Annotated in this window: 15 protein-coding genes; 5 read left to right on the top strand and 10 right to left on the bottom strand. The window is 56.9% G+C overall.

Going from position 1 to position 19,089, the window contains the following annotated elements:
- The first annotated feature begins 2 nt into the window (after positions 1 to 2).
- Complete coding sequence (gene pepN / locus B9Z35_RS02555; RefSeq protein WP_108282090.1) at positions 3 to 2,720, top strand: aminopeptidase N; 2,718 nt, start codon at positions 3 to 5, stop codon at positions 2,718 to 2,720.
- A 9-nt stretch (positions 2,721 to 2,729) separates the two neighbouring features.
- Positions 2,730 to 3,743: a class 1 fructose-bisphosphatase gene (locus B9Z35_RS02550; RefSeq protein WP_108282089.1), complete on the top strand. Its 1,014-nt coding sequence runs from the start codon at positions 2,730 to 2,732 to the stop codon at positions 3,741 to 3,743.
- A 73-nt stretch (positions 3,744 to 3,816) separates the two neighbouring features.
- On the opposite strand, the gene B9Z35_RS02545 is transcribed toward B9Z35_RS02550, so the two are convergent.
- From B9Z35_RS02545 to B9Z35_RS02515, 7 genes are read right to left on the bottom strand one after another with little or no spacing between them, the layout of a single operon-like run.
- A complete protein-coding gene (locus tag B9Z35_RS02545; RefSeq protein ID WP_108282088.1) occupies positions 3,817 to 4,527 on the bottom strand; it encodes an ABC transporter ATP-binding protein in 711 nt (236 codons plus the stop codon).
- A gap of 3 nt (positions 4,528 to 4,530) precedes the next feature.
- Positions 4,531 to 5,289, bottom strand: a complete 759-nt coding sequence (locus tag B9Z35_RS02540; RefSeq protein WP_108282087.1) for an ABC transporter ATP-binding protein — start codon at positions 5,287 to 5,289, stop codon at positions 4,531 to 4,533.
- Positions 5,286 to 6,260, bottom strand: coding sequence for a branched-chain amino acid ABC transporter permease (locus B9Z35_RS02535; RefSeq protein WP_108282086.1), 975 nt, complete (start codon positions 6,258 to 6,260; stop codon positions 5,286 to 5,288). Before B9Z35_RS02535 ends, B9Z35_RS02540 begins: the two co-directional genes overlap by 4 nt.
- Positions 6,261 to 6,301: 41 nt before the next feature.
- Positions 6,302 to 7,222, bottom strand: coding sequence for a branched-chain amino acid ABC transporter permease (locus B9Z35_RS02530; protein WP_108282085.1), 921 nt, complete (start codon positions 7,220 to 7,222; stop codon positions 6,302 to 6,304).
- Between the two features lie 2 nt (positions 7,223 to 7,224).
- Complete coding sequence (locus B9Z35_RS02525) at positions 7,225 to 8,409, bottom strand: ABC transporter substrate-binding protein (RefSeq protein ID WP_108282084.1); 1,185 nt, start codon at positions 8,407 to 8,409, stop codon at positions 7,225 to 7,227.
- Positions 8,410 to 8,432: 23 nt separating this feature from the next.
- Positions 8,433 to 11,360: a formate dehydrogenase subunit alpha gene (gene fdhF / locus B9Z35_RS02520; protein ID WP_108282083.1), complete on the bottom strand. Its 2,928-nt coding sequence runs from the start codon at positions 11,358 to 11,360 to the stop codon at positions 8,433 to 8,435.
- Between the two features lies 1 nt (position 11,361).
- Positions 11,362 to 13,059: an NADH-ubiquinone oxidoreductase-F iron-sulfur binding region domain-containing protein gene (locus tag B9Z35_RS02515; protein ID WP_233246451.1), complete on the bottom strand. Its 1,698-nt coding sequence runs from the start codon at positions 13,057 to 13,059 to the stop codon at positions 11,362 to 11,364.
- An 86-nt stretch (positions 13,060 to 13,145) separates the two neighbouring features.
- On the opposite strand from B9Z35_RS02515, the gene B9Z35_RS02510 reads away from it, so the two are divergent.
- Positions 13,146 to 13,898: a trans-aconitate 2-methyltransferase gene (locus B9Z35_RS02510; protein ID WP_108282082.1), complete on the top strand. Its 753-nt coding sequence runs from the start codon at positions 13,146 to 13,148 to the stop codon at positions 13,896 to 13,898.
- A 9-nt stretch (positions 13,899 to 13,907) separates the two neighbouring features.
- Here the strand turns inward: B9Z35_RS02510 and B9Z35_RS02505 are convergent, their stop codons facing one another.
- Positions 13,908 to 15,209, bottom strand: a complete 1,302-nt coding sequence (locus B9Z35_RS02505) for a hemolysin family protein (protein WP_108282081.1) — start codon at positions 15,207 to 15,209, stop codon at positions 13,908 to 13,910.
- Positions 15,210 to 15,250: 41 nt separating this feature from the next.
- Here B9Z35_RS02505 and B9Z35_RS02500 point away from each other — a divergent pair, with 41 nt between their 5' ends.
- Positions 15,251 to 16,108 (top strand): symmetrical bis(5'-nucleosyl)-tetraphosphatase, encoded by an 858-nt coding sequence (locus B9Z35_RS02500; RefSeq protein WP_108282080.1) that lies wholly within the window; start codon positions 15,251 to 15,253, stop codon positions 16,106 to 16,108.
- A 60-nt stretch (positions 16,109 to 16,168) separates the two neighbouring features.
- On the opposite strand, the gene B9Z35_RS02495 is transcribed toward B9Z35_RS02500, so the two are convergent.
- Together B9Z35_RS02495 and B9Z35_RS02490 are read right to left on the bottom strand one after the other, a co-directional pair.
- Positions 16,169 to 17,185, bottom strand: coding sequence for a TRAP transporter substrate-binding protein (locus tag B9Z35_RS02495; protein ID WP_108282079.1), 1,017 nt, complete (start codon positions 17,183 to 17,185; stop codon positions 16,169 to 16,171).
- A 41-nt stretch (positions 17,186 to 17,226) separates the two neighbouring features.
- A complete protein-coding gene (locus B9Z35_RS02490; protein WP_233246450.1) occupies positions 17,227 to 18,093 on the bottom strand; it encodes a shikimate dehydrogenase in 867 nt (288 codons plus the stop codon).
- A gap of 98 nt (positions 18,094 to 18,191) precedes the next feature.
- Between B9Z35_RS02490 and B9Z35_RS02485 the strand changes: the two genes are divergently transcribed.
- Positions 18,192 to 19,001: an IclR family transcriptional regulator C-terminal domain-containing protein gene (locus B9Z35_RS02485; RefSeq protein ID WP_108282078.1), complete on the top strand. Its 810-nt coding sequence runs from the start codon at positions 18,192 to 18,194 to the stop codon at positions 18,999 to 19,001.
- The last annotated feature ends 88 nt before the right edge of the window (positions 19,002 to 19,089 follow it).

Below are 19,089 nucleotides of genomic sequence, written 5' to 3'. Positions count from 1 at the left end.
CTATGTTCCGTGAAGGCACAGCCCCATTGATTCAGCGCGCTGACTACACTGCGCCCGCGTTTTGGATCGACACCGTCGATTTGACGTTTGACCTTGACCCCGCCAAAACCCGCGTGCTCAACAAAATGCGCGTGCGACGCAACGCGGATGTGGCGGCTCAGCCTCTGCGTTTGGATGGCGACGAGCTCAACCTCGCCCGCGTGTTGGTCAACGGCCAAGGTACGTCGTTCAAGATGGACGGCAGCCAGTTGGTGCTGGAGAACTTGCCCGAAGGCCACGATGCCTTTGATCTGGAAATCTTCACCACCTGCAACCCTGCGAAGAACACCAAGCTCATGGGCTTGTATGTCAGTAACGACTCGTTCTTCACGCAATGCGAGGCTGAAGGCTTTCGCCGCATCACCTACTTCTTGGACCGTCCCGATGTGATGTCGAACTACAGCGTCACGCTGCGCGCCGACAAAAAGGCGTTCCCTGTGTTGCTGAGCAACGGCAACTTGGTGGAAGAAGGTAACCTCGAAGAAGGCCGCCACTTCGCCAAGTGGGTCGACCCACACAAAAAGCCCTGCTACTTGTTTGCTTTGGTCGCAGGTCAGTTTGTGTGCCGTGAGCAGCGCGTCAAAGCGCCATCAGGCAAAGAGCATTTGCTGCAAGTGTTTGTGCGCTCAGGCGATTTGGACAAAACCGAACACGCCATGAACTCACTCATGGCCAGCATCAAGTGGGACGAGCAGCGCTTTAACTTGAGCCTCGACCTCGAGCGCTTCATGATCGTCGCCACCAGCGACTTCAACATGGGCGCGATGGAGAACAAAGGTCTCAACATCTTCAACACCAAGTTTGTGTTGGCCAACTCCGCCACCGCCACCGACATGGACTACGCCAACATCGAGAGCGTGGTCGGTCATGAATATTTTCACAACTGGACGGGTAACCGCGTCACCTGCCGCGACTGGTTCCAGCTTTCACTCAAAGAAGGCCTCACGGTTTTCCGCGACCAAGAGTTCAGCCAAGACTTGGCTGCTGAAGCGTTGAAAGACAACCCAACTGCTGCCGCCTCGGCCAAAGCTGTCAAGCGCATCGAAGACGTGCGCTTGTTGCGCACCGCACAGTTCCCCGAAGACGCAGGCCCCATGGCCCACCCGGTGCGTCCTGACAGCTATGTAGAGATCAACAACTTCTACACCGTCACGATTTACGAAAAAGGCTCTGAGGTTGTGCGCATGATGCAGACGCTGGCGGCAACGCCAGCTTCCAATATTTCGGGTCGCGAAGGCTTTGCCAAAGGCATGTCGCTCTACTTCGAACGCCACGATGGCCAAGCCGTCACATGCGATGACTTCGCACAGTCAATAGCCGATGCCAACCCTGGCTCTGCACTGGCCGCACACTTGACGCAGTTCAAGCGTTGGTACGCACAAGCAGGCACACCACGCGTGCAAGCCGCTGGCAGCTTCAACGCCGACACACGCACCTACACACTCGCCTTGAGCCAAAGCTGCCCACCCAGCCCCGGCCAAGACTACAAAGAGCCGTTTGTCATTCCGGTGCAATTTGGTTTATTGGGCGCCGATGGCCGCGAAGTGTTGCCCACGCAACTCTTGGTGCTCACTGAAAGCAAGCAAAGCTTTGAGTTCAAAGACTTGTCATTGCAAGCGGGCGAAGAGCCAGTGCCTTCTATCCTGCGTGGCTTTAGCGCCCCTGTGGTGCTGCAGAAAGAGTTCACGTCCACGCAACTGCTCACGCTCTTGGCACACGACACCGACCCATTCAACCAATGGGAAGCGGCTCAACGCCTGTGCCTGAATGCAGCGCTCACCGCAGTAGCAGCCAGCGACGCCCCCACACAGGTGTTGGATGCCGCCTTGGTGCAAGCCCTTCGCACTGTGCTGCGCAACCCAGCGTTGGACGCAGCCTTCAAAGACTTGGTGCTCACCTTGCCTTCAGAAACCTACATCGCCGAACAGCTCGATGTGGTCGACCCTCAACGCATCCACGCCGTGCGTGAATCCATGCGCGCACAACTCGCCCGCGAGTTGCACGACGACTGGGCTTGGGCTTTTGAAGCGCACAGTGAGAACGGTGCTTTCAGCCCCGACCCCGTGTCAAGTGGCCGTCGCGCTTTGAGCGGCATGGCGCTCACCATGTTGTGTTTGGATGCACGCGCCACTGGCGACGTGGTGTGGCCAGGCCGCACCTACCAGTGCTTCAAAGACGCACACAACATGACCGATCGTTTCAATGCGTTGAGCGCTTTGGTCAGCGCAGGTCATGAGCTGGCAAGCGATGCCTTGCAACGCTTCTACAACCTGTTCCACAACGAAGCCTTGGTGATGGACAAGTGGTTTGCCCTGCAAGCTGGCAGCACCGACCGTGGTGGCAACATCTTGTCGCTGGTGCGCAACCTCATGTTGCACCCCGACTTCCACATCAAAAACCCCAACCGCGCGCGCAGCCTGATCTTCAGTTTCTGCAGTGCCAACCCCGGCGCATTCCACCGCAGCGATGCGGCAGGTTATGTGTTCTGGAGTGAACGCGTGTTGGAGCTCGACGCCATCAATCCCCAAGTCGCCGCACGTCTGGCGCGCGCCTTGGACCGTTGGAGCAAACTGGCCGAACCCTACCGCACCGCTGCGCACGAAGCCATCAAACGCGTTGCTGCTAAAACTGATTTAAGCAACGATGTGCGTGAGGTTGTCTCCCGCGCCCTTTCCAACTAAGGACTTGTCATGAGCATTTCTCTCACCCGCTATCTGGTCGAACAACAACGCGCCAAAGGCCTCATTCCCTCAGAGCTTCGCTTGTTGCTCGAAGTTGTGGCACGTGCTTGCAAGAGCATCAGCCACGCTGTGAACAAAGGCGCCTTGGGCAGCGAACTCGGCGATGTCATGGGCTCGGCCGGCAGCGAGAACGTGCAAGGCGAAGTGCAAAAGAAACTCGACATCATCGCCAACGATGTGTTGATCGAAGCCAACGAATGGGGTGGTCACTTGGCCGCCATGGCGTCCGAAGAAATGGACAGCATCCACGTCGTGCCCAACCGCTACCCACAAGGCGAATACCTCTTGATGTTTGACCCACTCGATGGCTCAAGCAACATTGAAGTCAACGTGAGCATCGGCACCATCTTCAGCGTGCTCAAAAAAGTTGACCCCAGCAAAGGTGTGAGCGAAGACGACTTCTTGCAGCCAGGCACCCAACAAGTAGCCGCTGGCTACTGCGTGTACGGCCCACAAACCACCTTGGTGCTGACCGTGGGTGATGGCGTGTGCATGTTCACCTTGGACCGCGAGCAAGGCTCGTTTGTGTTGACGCAAGAAAACGTCAAAGTGCCTGCCGACACCAAAGAGTTCGCCATCAACATGAGCAACATGCGCCACTGGGACGAGCCCGTCAAGCGCTACATCGACGAGTGCTTGCAAGGCGAAGAAGGCCCACGCGGCAAAAACTTCAACATGCGTTGGATCGCTTCTATGGTGGCCGACGTGCACCGCATCCTCACACGCGGTGGTGTATTCATGTACCCCTGGGACAAGCGCGAGCCAGGCAAAGCCGGCAAGCTGCGCCTCATGTACGAAGCCAACCCCATGAGCTGGTTGATCGAACAAGCCGGTGGCGCTGCCACTGACGGACGCCAACGCATCTTGGACATTCAGCCCACACAACTGCACCAGCGTGTGAGCGTGGTCTTGGGTTCTAAGAACGAAGTGGAACGTGTGACGAGCTATCACACGCAAAAATAAACGCAACGCTCATGGGGCGTATGCCAAACAAAAAGCCCGCTTGATGCGGGCTTTTTTTCGACTCTGTGACGTACTACACACCAATGTAGCGATGCCACAAACTGTGGTCAGCCTCTAGCTCTGCAGACGCCCCCTGCCACACCACCTGCCCGCGTTCGATGATGGTGTGCTGGTCGGCCAATTGAATAAGCTTTTGCACATACTTGTCGATCACCAAAATGCTTTGGCCCTCACCGCGCAAGGTGTGCAGGCAGCGCCAGATGTCTTCACGCACCAAAGGGGCCAAGCCTTCGGTGGCTTCGTCTAGCACCAGCAAATGCGGGTTGGTCATCAAGGCACGGCCAATGGCCAGCATTTGTTGTTCGCCACCCGAGAGCTGGTTACCCATGTGACGATGGCGTTCGGCCAAGCGCGGGAACAAGGCGTACACACGCTCTAGCGTCCATGGGTTAGCGCTGCTGTTGCGGTTGGCGGCAAAGGCCAACAGGTTTTCTTGCACAGAGAGTGTTGGGAAAATTTGCCGACCTTCGGGCACAACGGCCAGGCCCATGCGTGCAATACGGTCGGGGCTATAGCCCTCGACACGCTCGCCACAAAAACGCACCGTGCCCGACAACGCAGGTGTGAGACCCAAGATGGAACGCACGGTAGTGGTTTTGCCCATGCCGTTGCGGCCGAGCAAAGTAGACACACCGCCTGCTTCGATGGACAAGCTGACGCCAAACAACACTTGGCTGCTGCCATAGCCGCTGTGCAAGTCGTGAACTTCTAACAAGGCGCTCATGGTTTATTCGTCGCCTAGGTAAGCGCGCTTCACAGCCGCATCGTTTTTGATGTGCTCTGCCGTGCCACACGCGATGACTTGGCCCGACACCAACACCGAGATGGTGTCGGCCAAACGAAACACCGCATCCATGTCGTGCTCAACCAGCAGCAGCGTGGTGTCACCGCGCAAGCTTTGCAGCAGTTGCACCATGCGTTCAGATTCATCAGGGCCCATGCCGGCCATAGGTTCGTCGAGCAGCATCAACTTTGGCGAAGTGGCCAAAGCCAAACCCACTTCAAGCTGGCGTTGTTCGCCGTGCGACAACACACCTGCGGGCTGCATGAGCTGTGCTTGTAAGCCCACACGCTCGGCCACCTCGGCGGCGCGTGCATAACGCGCGTGTTCGCTGCGTGCGGAGCGCCAAAACTTAAAGCTAGTTTCCACAGCTTGCGAATTGCCCGCTTGGATAGCCAACGCCAAGTTGTCTTGCACCGTGAGGCGTGTAAACACGCTGGTGATTTGATACGAACGCACCAAACCAAGCCTTGCACGCTGGTGCATCGCCGTGTGTGTGAGGTCTGCCCCATCAAACACAATGCGGCCTTCATCAGGCGCTAACGCACCCGAGATTTGGTGAATGAGTGTGGTCTTGCCCGCGCCGTTGGGGCCAATGAGCGCATGAATTTCACCGTGCTTCACTTGCAAGGTGGCGTGGTCGGTGGCCGCCAAACCGCCAAAGCGTTTAACCAAGTTGTCCACGTGCAGCAAGGACGCGCTCATGACTGACTCTTTCGCTGCAGGCGTTGCAACACGCTGGTCAAACCATTGGGTGCCAACAGCACCACAGCCAACAGCAATGCACCGAGGCCGAGTTGCCAATGGATGGTGAAGTGGCTCAGTGTTTCTTCCAGCAGCAAGAACACCACCGCGCCCCACACGCCGCCATACAAGTGGCCCACACCGCCCAAGATGACCATCATCATCAACAGGCCCGACTGGCTCCACTGCATGAGCGCGGGGCTGACAAAGCCGCCTTGGTTGGCCAGCTGCGCACCGGCCAAACCAGCCAACGCACCCGCCATCACAAATGCAGCCAGCTTGTAGCGGTACACCGCGTAGCCCAGCGCTTGCATGCGCACTTCGTTCTCGCGAATGGCTTGCAGCACATGGCCAAAGCGTGCGTTCAACACACGGGCCACGGCGTAGATGGCCGCCACGCACACAGCCAGCACCACGTAATAAAACGAGGTCTCGTCATGGATGTCCACCAACGGAATTTGCGAACGAGTAGCCAATGACAAACCATCGTCACCGCCATAGGCTTTGATGGAAATGGTGAGGTAGTAAATCATCTGGGCAAATGCCAGCGTGATCATGATGAAGTACACGCCCTGTGTGCGCAGGCTGATTGCGCCAATCAGCAAAGCAAACAAAGCACTCACCACCATCGCCGCAGGCCACAAAACCCACGCATCCGTGATGCCCATTTGCGTGAGGATGGCCACGCTGTAAGCGCCCACGCCCACAAACGCCGCATGACCAAAGCTGACCATGCCGCCAAAACCCAAAATGAAATTGAGGCTGGTGGCAGCCAAAGCAAAAATCAAAATGCGGCTGGCCAAGGCAATGTAAAACCCCTCACCCACCGCGTTGGCGATGAATGGCAACGCCACCAACAGCAACAACGCAGGCACGCTCCAGCGCCACTGCAAAGAGTGGTCTAAAGATGTGGAGCGAGGTGAATGGGCCATGCGAATATTGTTGTGCGGTGTGTTGCTAAGTCGTGTGTTACTTAACCGTGCGTTGGAAACAACCCGCGCGGTTTAAAGAACAACACAGTGGCCATGAGCATGTAAATCAAGATCGACGCCACAGCGGGCCCAGCACTGGATGCTGCCTCTGCACTGAGCAGCGAATCAAACACCATCGGCACCAAAGTGCGCCCTGCTGTGTCGACCACACCCACCAACATCGCACCCAAAAACGCACCGCGTATTGAGCCAATGCCACCGATGACGATGACCACAAACGCCAAAATCAAAATGCTCTCGCCCATGCCCACTTGCACCGCCAGCAGTGGCCCGAGCATGCCACCCGCAATAGCGCACAGTGCAGCGCCCACACCAAACACCGCTGTGAACAAACGCGTCACGTTGCTACCCATGGCCAAAGCCATTTCGCGGTTGGCCGCACCCGCACGCACTTGCATGCCCACGCGTGTGCGCGTGATGAGCACATACAAAAACAAAGCCACAGCCAAGCCCACACCAATGATGAACAAACGATAGACGGGATAGAAAAAACCACTCACCAATTCCACAGGGCCACTCAATGCAGCAGGCGGGTTTAGGGTGATGGGCTGTGCGCCCCAAATCAAGCGCACGGTTTCGTTGCACATCAAGAGAATGGCAAAGGTGCCCAGCACTTGCGAGAGGTGGTCACGCTCATACAGGCGGCGCAAGATAGACACTTCTAGCAACACGCCAAACAGCGCAGCACCCGCCACACCCGCGCCCAGCCCCAGCCAAAAAGAATCGGTGGCCGCAGCCACCGTGGCAATCAGGTAAGCGCCCACCATGTAGAGCGAGCCATGCGCGAGGTTGATCATGTCCATGATGCCAAACACGAGCGTCAAGCCCGCGGCCAGCAAGAACAACATCAACCCAAACTGCAAGCCGTTGAGCGATTGCTCAAACAGCAAAATCCCATCCATGCTTACAGGCTAGGCATCTTGCAGCTGGCTACGTAAGCGTCCGCATGGTTTTTAAACACAGGGCTCAATGTGCGGTTGGTCACGCGGCCTTTGGCATCTTTGGTGATGACGCGCAAGTAGTAGTCTTGAATGGGGAAGTGGTTGCTGTTGAACTTGAACGCACCACGCACCGAATCAAACTTGGCGGCTTCCAAAGCTTTGCGAACGGCTGCTTTGTCTTCCAAGTTGCCTTTGCTGTCACGCACGGCGGCTTCGATCAAACGTGCAGCGTCGTAGCCTTGGGCTGCGTAGAGCGTGGGCAAGCGGCCATAGGCCTTCTCGAACTCGGCCACAAACTTTTTGTTGGCTGCGTTGTCCATGTCGTGGCCCCATTGCGAGGTGTTGAACATGCCGAGCATGGGGTCACCCACCGCTTTGATCACGTCTTCATCGCCTGAGAAGCCGGGGCCAAACAAGGTGATGTCTTTGGACAAGCCCGCACCCACAAACTGCTTGATGAAGTTGATGCCCATGCCGCCGGGCAAGAAGATGTAAACAGCGTCTGGCTTGGTCGCACGCAGCTTAGACAGCTCTGTGCCGTAGTCGAGTTGGTTCAAAGTGGTGTAGGTCTCTGATGCCACTTCGCCTTTGAAGAAACGCTTGAAGCCAGCAATCGCATCTTTGCCTGCTGGATAGTTAGGCGCGATCAAAGCCACTTTCTTAAAGCCTTTGTCGGTCACCACTTTGCCCACGGCTTCGTGCATGTTGTCGTTTTGGTAGGACGCGCTGAAGAAGTAAGGGTTGCACTGCTCGCCCGCGTATTGCGAAGGGCCAGCGTTGGCGCTGATGTAGAAAGTTTTCGATTGGAAGGTAGGCGCGCCCACAGCCAGCATGACGTTGGAGAACACGATGCCGGTCATGAAGTCGACCTTGTCGCGCTTGACCAAACGGTCTGCGGTTTGGCGGCCCACATCGGGGCTGGCTTGGTCGTCGGCCACGATGACGTCCACGGCCTTACCGCTGAACTTGCCACCCGAGAGTTTGACCGCGAGCTGAAAGCCATCACGGATGTCCACGCCCAAACCCGCGCCGGGGCCTGACAAAGTGCTGAGCAAACCGACCTTCACAGTCGCGTCGTTTTGCGCAAAACCAGATGCGCAAGCCAAGCCCAAACTCAGGGCAATCAAAGAACGGCGAAAAGCGTGCATGAACGTGTCTCCAAATATAAGAGTTAGATTTTAAAACCAGCGGGGTGCGCCAGCTGACCGCCGGCTGTCACCGACACAGCGCAGTATTTCAGCTCTGGAATCTTGCCAAAGGGGTCAAGCGCAGGGTTGGTCAGCAAGTTGGCAGCCGCCTCTTGGTAGGCGAATGGGATGAACACCGCGCCTTCTGGCGTGCCCTCGTCCAAACGCACACGCAGGCTCACATGGCCACGGCGCGAGGCCACGGTGATGACATCGCCCGCTTGCACACCCAAAGCTTGCAAATCTGCGCCACACATCGAGGCGGTGGGCATGGGCTCGATGGCGTCTAGCACGGTGGCGCGGCGCGTCATGCTCCCTGTATGCCAATGCTCCAACTGACGACCGGTAATCAGCACAAACGGGTATTGCGCATCAGGCTGTTCGTTGGCGTGTATCAAACCTGCGGGCACCAAGTGCACACGGCCATCGTCGGTGGCGAAGTGTTCTTTGAACACGGTGGGCTCGCCTGGGTCATCCTCGGAGTGGCAGGGGTAGGTCACGCTGCTTTCTCGCTGCAAGCGTTCCCATGTGATGCCACCAATGGCGGCATGCATGGCTTGGCGCATTTCGTCGTACACCTCGGCCACGCCGTGGTGCTCGCCTGCGTAGTGCCAATTCAAACCGATGCGTTTTGCTATTTGCTGAATGATCCACAAATCAGCACGCGCATCGCCCGGTGGGTCGATGGCTTGCTTGCCGAGTTGCACCATGCGATCAGTGTTGCTGACCGTGCCTGTTTTTTCAGGCCACGCAGTGGCGGGCAACACCACATCGGCGAGCCACGCAGTTTCGGTCATGAAGATGTCTTGCACCACCAAGTGCTCTAGCGTGGCCAAAGCGTGACGCGCGTGGTTGAGGTTCGGGTCACTCATCGCTGGGTTCTCGCCCATGATGTACATGCCACGAATCTTGTGTGGATCGGTCTCGTCGGCCAAGATCTTGCCCATGATTTCCACCACGGTGTAGCCGGGCTTGTCGTCGAGCGGCGTGTTCCAAAACTTTTCAAACCACGCATGTGCATCCGCATTGATAACGCGTTGGTAGTTGGGGTACATCATGGGGATGAGGCCCGCATCGCTCGCGCCCTGCACGTTGTTTTGGCCGCGCAGTGGGTGCAAGCCAGAACCCGGCTTACCCACTTGCCCGGTGATGGACGACAGCGCAATCAAGCAACGCACGTTGTCTGTGCCGTGCACGTGCTGGCTCACGCCCATGCCCCACAAAATCATCGCGCTGTTGGCAGTGGCATACGCACGCGCCACTTCGCGCAGCGTGTGGGCGTCGATGCCGCAAATAGGGGCCATCGCCTCGGGGCTGAAGTCCTTCACGTTGGCTTTGAGTGCGTCGTAGTTGTTGGCGCGGTTGTGAATGAACGCTTCGTCCACCAAGCCCTCTTCGATGATGACGTGCAGCATCGCGTTGAGCATGGCCACATCGGTGTCGGCCTTGAAGTGCAGCGCACGCCACGCGTGTTTGCCAAGGTCTGTGCCACGCGGGTCAGCCACCACAATCTTGGCGCCGCGTTTGGCGGCGTTCTTCATCCACGTGGCCGCCACGGGGTGGTTGGATGTGGGGTTGGAGCCAATGACAAAAATAAAGTCAGAGTGCTCGACATCATTCACTTGGTTGGTCACCGAGCCCGAGCCCACACCTTCGAGCAAACCCACCACGCTAGACGCGTGGCACAAGCGTGTGCAGTGGTCCACGTTGTTCGAGCCAAAACCGGTGCGCACCAGCTTTTGGAACAAATACGCTTCTTCGTTGCTGCCCTTGGCCGAGCCAAAACCCGCCAGTGCTTTTTTGCCGTGCGTGTCACGCAGGTGTTTGAGCTTAGACGCTGCCAGGTCAAGCGCTTCTTCCCACGTGGCTTCGCGGAACACTTGCGACCAATCAGCGGCGTTGATGTTGAGCGCGTTCAAAGCCTCTGGGTCTTTGGGCACACCCGCTTTGCGAATCAGCGGCACGGTCAAGCGTTGTGGGTTGTGAATGTAGTCAAACCCGAAGCGGCCCTTCACACACAAGCGGCTGTGGTTGGCGGGGCCATCGCGCCCATCCACGCTGACAATTTTGTTGTCCTTCACGTTGTAGGTCAGCAAGCAGCCCACACCGCAGAACGGACAGACTGAGTCCACTGTCTTATCGACAACTTGTGAGCCAACTTGCGTCTTAGGCATCAACGCGCCCGTGGGGCACGCCTGCACGCACTCGCCACACGCCACGCAACTGCTCAAGCCCATGGGGTCGTTCAAATCAAACACGATTTGCGAATGCGCACCACGGTTGGCATAGCCAATCACGTCGTTCACTTGTTCCTCACGGCACGCACGCACACAGCGGTTGCACTGAATACAAGCGTCTAAGTTCACAGCCATCGCGGGGTGCGACACATCACTGGTGGGTTGCTCGCGGCGCAGTGCGCGCAACTCAGGGCGCACAGTCACGCCCATACGCGCAGCCCAGTCGCTGAGTTCGCCGTGCTCACCCACACCCGCTGCGATGGGGGATGCGCCGGGCAACGATTTTGGCTCGCCGCATGAGGCGCCCGGCGTATCTCCCGTCGCAGCAGCGAGAGAAGAAGCGTCGTTCCACTTGTACCCAACATCAGGCATATCCGACAGCAGCATTTCAAGAATCATCTTCTGGCTCTTCACCGCGCGGTCACTCACCAACACCTCTAAGCCAGCCGTCGCCGTGCGACAGCAGCTAGGGGCCAAGGTGCGTTCGCCTTTGATTTCCACCACACACGCACGGCAGTTGCCATCAGCACGCAAGCCGTCGGTGTAGCAGAGGTGAGGAATGTCTACGCCGTTGCGTTGCGCGGCTTTGAGAATGCTCTCGCCCTCATACGCTTGAACGGATTGGTTGTTGAGTTTGAACTCAACCGTGGGCAGGTGTTTCAAGGGTGCATTCATCTCAAGCCACCTCGTGAGCGAAATAGGTTTGCACACAACGCACAGGGTTGGGTGCTGCTTGGCCGAGGCCACAAATGGATGCATCGACCATCACTTGGTTTAAGTCTTCCAGCGTGGCGTTGTCCCACTTAGGCGCTTGCATGAGCTGCACCGCCTTGGCTGTGCCCACGCGGCACGGGGTGCATTGGCCGCAGCTCTCGTGTGCAAAGAATTGCATGGCGTTCAACGCCGCATCCCGTGCGGTGTCGTGCTGGCTCAGCACCACCACGGCGGCAGAGCCGATGAAGCAGCCGTGCTCTTGCAGCGTGTCGAAGTCGAGTGGCACGTTGTTGAGTCGTGCAGGCAAGATGCCGCCCGATGCACCGCCAGGCAAATAGGCATACAGCGTGTGCCCGTCCAACATGCCACCGCAATACTCGTCAATCAAAGCCTGCACCGTGATGCCTGCGGGTGCGAGCTTGACGCCCGGCTGCTTAACGCGGCCACTCACGCTGAAGCTGCGCAAGCCCACGCGGCCATTCGCACCAAAGCTGGTGAACCACTGGGGGCCTTTTTGCACGATGTCGCGCACCCAGTAGAGTGTTTCAAAATTGTGTTCAAGCGTGGGCTTGCCAAACAAACCCACTTGCGCAATGTAGGGCGGGCGCATGCGGGGCTCGCCGCGTTTACCTTCGATGCTTTCAATCATGGCGGACTCTTCGCCGCACACGTACGCACCCGCGCCTCGGCGCAGTTCGATGTGCGGCAACGCGCACGGCGGGTTGGCTTGCAAAGCTCCGAGCTCGTGCTGCAGCAGGTCGCGGCAGCCGTGGTACTCGTCACGCAGGTAGATGTAGATGGCTTCAATGCCCACCACTTGCGCTGCGACCAACATGCCTTCTAAAAAGCGATGCGGGTCACGCTCTAAATACGTGCGGTCTTTGAATGTGCCGGGCTCGCCTTCGTCAATGTTGACGGCCATCACACGCGGTGCAGTTTGCTCACGCACAATGCGCCACTTGCGCCCTGCCGGAAAACCAGCACCACCCAAGCCGCGCAGGCCCGAGGCCTCCATGGCTTGCAGCACATCATCTGATTGGGTTTCACCTTTGGCCAAAGCCGCCACCAAGGCATAACCACCATCAGCCACATAGGCATCCAAGTCCACATAGTCGGGCAAGGCTTGGTGTGTATCGCCTGCACTGACAGCGGCCAACACGCGATCTGGCGTGGCGTGCGGCACAGCGTTTTGGTGCACCACAGCTACAGGCGCTTGTTCGCAGCGGCCCACACAAGGCGCGCTGATCACGCGCATGTCAGCGCCCAAGATGCTGGGCAACTTGGCCAGCAGTTGTTTGGCGCCGCCCATCTCGCAGCTCAAGCCATCGCACACGCGCACGGTCAGGGCGGCAGGCTTGGCGTCGTTGGGCAACACCTCGAAGTGGTGATAGAAAGTGGCCACCTCAAACACCTCGGCCATGGGCAAACGCATCTCATGCGCCAAGGCCACTAAGTGCCGCTCAAACAAACCACGGTAGGTGTCGTTGAGCGCATGCAAATGCTCGATCAACAAATCGCGTCGATCAAACGCCGACACCAAATCACGCACCTCTTGCAGCGACTGTGCATCGGGCTGTCGCCCCTTGAGGTGGCTGATGCGGCGCAAGGTATCGCGCATCTCATCGACGGTGCTGAGCGTGTGTGTGGTGGACTGGTTCATGTGTGCGCTTCAACGGATTCCATAAGCTTTGATTCTCAGTCAAATTCACGCCAGAAGCTGTCGCGTTAGCTCTATGATTCCCACTCATGAAATTCATGACTTGGCCCGTTCCCGCCCTGCTCGCTTGGGGTTCGTCTTGGTTGCTCTTCAAAGGCCTGCAAATGGTCGGCTTGAGCGAAACCATCGCCTTCATTGCCGCGACGTGTTGGGGTGGTTTCTTGAGCGCCTTAGTGCACACAACCATGCGCAAAGCATTGATTGTGTTGGGCTTTCCGCTGTCCATGGCGGCGTCTTCAGCCACGTTGAACGTGCCGCCCATTGGCTGGTTGTTCTTGCTCGGGCTCATCGTTTTGGTTTACCCCCGCAAAGCATGGCGCGATGCGCCGCTGTTTCCCACACCTAAAAAAGCGCTGCGTGAAATGCAGCAGCACATCACCCTGCCTGCAGGCGCGCGCATTTTGGATGCGGGCAGTGGCTTGGGCGACGGCCTGCTGGCTTTGCGCGATGCGTTTCCGCGTGCCGAGCTGCATGGCGTGGAGATGAGCTGGCCCTTGCGCGTGATGAGCGCCATGCGTTGCTCGTTTGCGCGCATTCGCCAAGGCGATATTTGGCTGGTGGACTGGCGTAGCTTTGACATGGTCTACATGTTCCAACGCCCCGAGAGCATGCCCCGCGCCGTAGAAAAAGCGGAAACCGAATTGCGCCGTGGCGCGTGGCTGGTGAGCTTAGAGTTTGAAGCACTTGAGCTGGTGCCCAGCGCTATTCTGACTTGCAACGACGGCCGACCTGTGTGGATGTATCAGGTGCCGTTTAACCGACGCAACAGCAGCCGCGTTTAAGCGGCTTGCCTAGTTGGTGCGACTGACCAGTAGTTTGTCGATACGGCGGCCATCGAGGTCGACCACTTCAAAGCGCCATTCACCATAGCTCACCACATCGGCCTCGGCGGGTAGCTCGCCCGAGATGGCCATCACCAAGCCAGCCACCGTGTTGTAAATGCCGCGGTCTTCGTCTGGCAACTCTTTGATGCTCAAGCGAGCCTTAAATTCGGTCACGGGCATCATGCCGTCCACCAACCACGAGCCATCTTCACGTTGCGTGACCCAAGCTTCATCTGTGGGCGTGGCTTGCAACAGTTCACCCGTGATGGCTTCGAGCAAATCACGCGGTGTGAGCAAACCATGTACCACGCCGTACTCGTCCACCACCAACACCATGCGGCCATGTGCAGTGGCGCGTTCGGCGGGTTTGCGGAATTGTTCGAGCAAGTCCATGCCACTCAAGGTTTCTGGCACAAAGGCCACAGGCTTGGCCAAGGCTTCCACCGTCATGTCAGTGCCGGGTGGCAAACGCAAGAGCTGAGACACGCTCACTGCGCCCACCACGTTGTCAAGGTCGCCACGGCACACGGGGTACCACGAGTGCGCGCCACTCGCACCCACTTGCGCCAAGGCTTGAGGCACGGGCAGCTTGGCATCGAGCCACTCGATGTCCGAGCGGTGCACCATGATGGAGGTGAGCGGACGCTCGTCAAGGTTGAACACGTTTTGCACCATTTGGTGTTCGTGCTGTTCGATCAAGCCTGCATCCACACCTTCAACCAAGCTGGCTGAAATTTCTTCTTCTGTCACGGTACGTGCGCCATGCACATCCACACGCAACAACTTCAACATGCCGCTGGTGCTGGCCGAGAGCAAATACACAAAGGGCTTAGCCAAGGTGGCCAAGGCCAACATGGCGGGCGCGGCCACGCGGGCCACTGATTCTGGAAACAACTGGCCAATGCGCTTAGGCACCAGCTCGCCAAACAAGATGGTGCTGAAGGTGATGATGGTCACCACAAACGCAGTGGCCAGGCCCGAGGCCAAGTTGTCGGGCACGCCTTGGGCCAACAACCAATACGAAAAATCATCGCTGAACGCGGCCTCACCCACGATGCCGTTGAGCACGCCGATGGACGTGATGCCAATTTGCACGGTCGACAAAAACTGTGTGGGCTGCTCCATCAACACCAACGCGGCATACGCGCCACCATCGCCCGTCTCGGCCAATGCGGCCAGGCGCGCTTTGCGGCTAGACGACAGCGCCATCTCAGACATGGCAAACAAGCCATTGAGCAAGGTGAGGAAAACGATTAGCAGAACGTCCATTGCGAAATCAAACAGTCAAAAATAATAGAGACAATCAACACATGGCACTTTACTTGATTGGCGACGTACAAGGCTGCGACGAAGCCTTAGAACGTTTGTTGACGCACATCGCGTTCTCCCCCAGCCGCGACACGCTTTATTTGCTGGGCGACTTGGTCAACCGCGGCCCCGACAACGCGGGCGTGCTGCGCCGCTTGATGGCGTTGGGCAGCAGCGCGCAATGCCTGCTGGGCAACCACGATTTGCATTTGCTGGCCGTGTCGCAGGGCGTGCGCAAGCCCAACAAGCAAGACACCACCCAAGACATCCTCACCGCACCCGACAGCGCCGAGCTGCTGCACTGGCTGCGCCACCAACAGATGGCCATTCAAGTGGGCCAAGTGCTGATGGTGCACGCAGGCGTGCTGCCGCAATGGACTGCCAAGCAAACCATGGCGCTGGCTGGCGAAGTAGAAGCCGTGCTGCGCAGCGACGACTGGGTGCACTTCATGCCGCAGATGTATGGCGGCATGCCCAATGTGTGGCGTGATGACCTAGCGGGTGCAGACCGCTTGCGCGTGATCGTCAACGCCCTCACCCGCTTGCGCTTTTGTGATGCACAGGGCGCGATGGATTTCAGCGTGAAAGAAAGCGCAGACAAAGCGCCCGCCCACTTGATGCCGTGGTTTGATGTACCGGGCCGACTGAGCGCCAATGTGCGCATGGCCTTTGGCCACTGGTCTACCGTGCACATGGCAGACCGCCCTGATGTGGTGTGCTTAGACGATGGGTGTGTGTGGGGTGGTTGCCTCAGTGCGGCGAAGCTGGAAGCCAAAGACACGCTTGTGAATGTGAGTGATGCACCTGCGTGGGAGCGCCAGAGTGTGAGGTGTCCGCAAACCATGGACCCGTTGGCTTAATCACTCTGTGGAATAAAAAAAGGAGCCTATCGGCTCCTTTTTTATTGCGCGTGTGAACGCTTATTTCGTTTTACGCGCTTTGTCCACCGCTGCGTACATCTCACCCACGATAGGACCCAATTCGTTGGTGTACTTGTCAATCACGGGCTTCGAGCGTTCGCGCAGTTTGGCGATTTCTTCAGGTGGCAACTCAAACACAGTCATGCCTTTGCGTTTAATTTCAGCCAATACTTTAGCGGCTTCATCGCGCGCAACTTTGCGTTGGTACACGGCAGTTTCTTGAGCAGCTTCGCGCATCAACTTTTGTTCAGCAGGTGTCAGCTTGTCCCAAAACTTCTTGCTCACCACCACAGCTTGTGGGGTGTACATGTGATTGGTAATGGTGAGGTACTTGGATACTTCATCAAACTTGCTGTCCAAGATGTTGAGCAAGGGGTTAGTCATACCGTCAATCGCACCTTGCTCCAAGGCTGTGTAGGTTTCGGTGAAAGCCATAGGCACGGGAGATGCGCCCAAAGACTTCATGAAGTCCACATAGATGGGCGTAGGGATCACACGCATCTTCATGCCTTTGAAGTCATCTGCTTTAGCGATAGGCTTTTTGCCGGTATGTACCTGGCGATAGCCCAAGTCCCAATAGGCCAAACCAACCAAGCCTTTTTCTTGCAACTTATCCAATAGTTTTTGGCCGACGGGACCGTCAGACACAGCGTCAGCTTCTTTGGTGTTGTTAAACAGGAAAGGGAAATCAAAAATGGCCATTTCTTTAGCCACACCAGCCAACAAGCTAGCATTCATCACGGTCATTTCAACCGTACCGCCTTGCATGGCTGACACAGTTTGCAAATCTGGGCCCAAGGCGCCACCAGGGAAAGCTTGCACTTTGAACTTGCCATTGGTTTTCTTAGCCATCAGCTCGGCAAACTTTTCCACGCCTTGCACTTGAGGGTGACCTTTATTACTAGCCGATGGGAACTTGACGGTACGCGTTTCAAAGTCAGCAGCGTAAGCCAAGCCTGTGGAAGCAAGAGCAGCGGTCAAGAGTGACAGCGAAAGAACGCGACGTAATGGATTCATAAGAAGTCTCCGAGGGTGGTTAAAAAGAATGAAAGAAATTTCTATGCAATCAGTAAGTGATCGCGGATGTCCGACAACTCATCTTTGATTTGGTCTGCGATTTCATGCATTCCAAAAAATCGCAGATAGTCGGGTACTTGTTGCACCAACATTTCAAATCCTGAGTGGGCTTGAATGTTTCGTTTAGCGCAGGCACGCAACAACGGCGTGGGGGTGTGCTTCATCAAGATGTCAAAAACTTTGGCGTCAGCATCTATACGCGACACATCGACGGGCAGAGGATCGTCTGTACTCAATCCAAGGGGCGTAGCGTTGATCACCAAGTCAAAACCCGCAGGGTCAGCGCCGTGCAACGTGACGGACTGGTGGTTCAAGCGTTGGGCAAGTCGATGGGCTCGATCTCCTAAATCATGCAAGGCGAGTTCTGCGACCTCTGCTTCGAGTAAGGCGGTTGCAATTGCTGCACCAGCTCCACCGGTTCCCAGCAGCAACACCCGCAGTCCTTTTGGCTCTATGCCAAAGTGGCGCAGAGCACGGACCAAACCATTGCCATCAAACATGCCGCCTTCGAGCGTGCCATCTGCATGGCGACGGACGGCATTGACCGAGCCTGCCATTTGACTGGCGCGATCTAATTTGTCAAGTAAGGGCATGAGCTTGGGTTTGTGTGGAATGGTTAGCCACAAACCATCAATGTTTCCGGCCTCGAGGACCGTTGTGGCGAAATCGACAAAGCGATCTGGTGCAATTTGTACAGGGACCAACACCGCGTCGACATCGAATTTTTGAAACACACGATTGAAAATCGCAGGTGCTTGGACTTGACCAACAGGATCGCCCGCCACCATGAAGACGCGAGTCTTGCCGGTGATCGATGTAATAGCTGGTTGAATGTTGCTGTTTGCCATGGGAGTGGACTGTATTTGCACCTGCCCTATGTCTCAAGCGTGGCTTGACCTTCTCCAACCGAATAACGGACAATTACGTCCGAAAGGCGGTTAAAACTATGGTTTCTCCTAATGCGTCTGCGTTGGTCTCTAAACCCTCAAACAAAGAATTCCCCATCGACTCTGGCGACTTGATTACGGGCGTGGGTCGTGCGTTGGCAGTGATCGAAGCGTTCAACGATGAGTACGGACGCATGACGGTGTCACAGGTGGCAGAACGCACAGGCATTCCGCGCACGGCAGCGCGACGCTATTTGCTCAATCTATGTCACTTCGGCTATGGCGACACCGATGGCAAGTTTTATTGGCTCACGCCGCGCGTACTTCGATTGGGTCAAGGCTATTTGGATGGCGCGCGTTTGCCACGATTGGTGCAACCCTTCATTCAACGCTTGGCCATGTCTTCGGGTGAGACGGTCAATGTGTCTGTGCTCGATGGACACGAGTTGGTCTACGTGGCACGCAGCAACAGTCCGCGTGTGGTGTCGATTGGTTTTTATGCAGGAGCGCGGGTGCCTGCACATGTGGTGGGGCCAGGTCCAGCCATGTTGTCAACGCTAAGTGATGACGCTTTGAAAGCATGGATTGCAGCGCATGAGTTTTCTAACTTCAACAGCAACGCCGTGCTCACACCGAAAAAGTTTGAAAAGATGGTGCTGAACGCACGCAAGAATAACTATTGCATTTCGGCTGGCAACTTGGACCAAGGACTCGTAGGTGTAGCTGTACCACTACGGGATCGACATGGCGAATGCAAAGCGGCATTGAGCTTGACCTTGCAATCTTCTTTATGGGATGAAGCTTTGATTGTCGAGAAGTTACTTCCACTGGTCATCGAAACTGCACAGATTTTGCGATCGGTTATCTAACAACTTCAATGGCGGATTCAAGCCAGACGATTTCACTGCAGTCCATGACAAAAGCAGGCAAGGTCAGGCAGTTTGGCCGCCATTGCCC

The sequence above is a fragment of the Limnohabitans sp. Jir61 genome (genome assembly GCF_003063545.1).
Lineage (GTDB): Bacteria > Pseudomonadota > Gammaproteobacteria > Burkholderiales > Burkholderiaceae_C > Limnohabitans.
This window is presented reverse-complemented; position numbering and strand designations above follow the sequence as displayed.

What these genes read in the sequence shown, in the direction of transcription:
- pepN (WP_108282090.1), top strand. Translation starts at nt 3, where the DNA reads ATGTTCCGTGAAGGCACAGCCCCATTGATTCAGCGCGCTGACTACACT.
- B9Z35_RS02550 (WP_108282089.1), top strand. Translation starts at nt 2,730, where the DNA reads ATGAGCATTTCTCTCACCCGCTATCTGGTCGAACAACAACGCGCCAAA.
- B9Z35_RS02545 (WP_108282088.1), bottom strand. Translation starts at nt 4,527, where the DNA reads ATGAGCGCCTTGTTAGAAGTTCACGACTTGCACAGCGGCTATGGCAGC.
- B9Z35_RS02540 (WP_108282087.1), bottom strand. Translation starts at nt 5,289, where the DNA reads ATGAGCGCGTCCTTGCTGCACGTGGACAACTTGGTTAAACGCTTTGGC.
- B9Z35_RS02535 (WP_108282086.1), bottom strand. Translation starts at nt 6,260, where the DNA reads ATGGCCCATTCACCTCGCTCCACATCTTTAGACCACTCTTTGCAGTGG.
- B9Z35_RS02530 (WP_108282085.1), bottom strand. Translation starts at nt 7,222, where the DNA reads ATGGATGGGATTTTGCTGTTTGAGCAATCGCTCAACGGCTTGCAGTTT.
- B9Z35_RS02525 (WP_108282084.1), bottom strand. Translation starts at nt 8,409, where the DNA reads ATGCACGCTTTTCGCCGTTCTTTGATTGCCCTGAGTTTGGGCTTGGCT.
- fdhF (WP_108282083.1), bottom strand. Translation starts at nt 11,360, where the DNA reads ATGAATGCACCCTTGAAACACCTGCCCACGGTTGAGTTCAAACTCAAC.
- B9Z35_RS02515 (WP_233246451.1), bottom strand. Translation starts at nt 13,059, where the DNA reads ATGAACCAGTCCACCACACACACGCTCAGCACCGTCGATGAGATGCGC.
- B9Z35_RS02510 (WP_108282082.1), top strand. Translation starts at nt 13,146, where the DNA reads ATGAAATTCATGACTTGGCCCGTTCCCGCCCTGCTCGCTTGGGGTTCG.
- B9Z35_RS02505 (WP_108282081.1), bottom strand. Translation starts at nt 15,209, where the DNA reads ATGGACGTTCTGCTAATCGTTTTCCTCACCTTGCTCAATGGCTTGTTT.
- B9Z35_RS02500 (WP_108282080.1), top strand. Translation starts at nt 15,251, where the DNA reads ATGGCACTTTACTTGATTGGCGACGTACAAGGCTGCGACGAAGCCTTA.
- B9Z35_RS02495 (WP_108282079.1), bottom strand. Translation starts at nt 17,185, where the DNA reads ATGAATCCATTACGTCGCGTTCTTTCGCTGTCACTCTTGACCGCTGCT.
- B9Z35_RS02490 (WP_233246450.1), bottom strand. Translation starts at nt 18,093, where the DNA reads ATGGCAAACAGCAACATTCAACCAGCTATTACATCGATCACCGGCAAG.
- B9Z35_RS02485 (WP_108282078.1), top strand. Translation starts at nt 18,192, where the DNA reads ATGGTTTCTCCTAATGCGTCTGCGTTGGTCTCTAAACCCTCAAACAAA.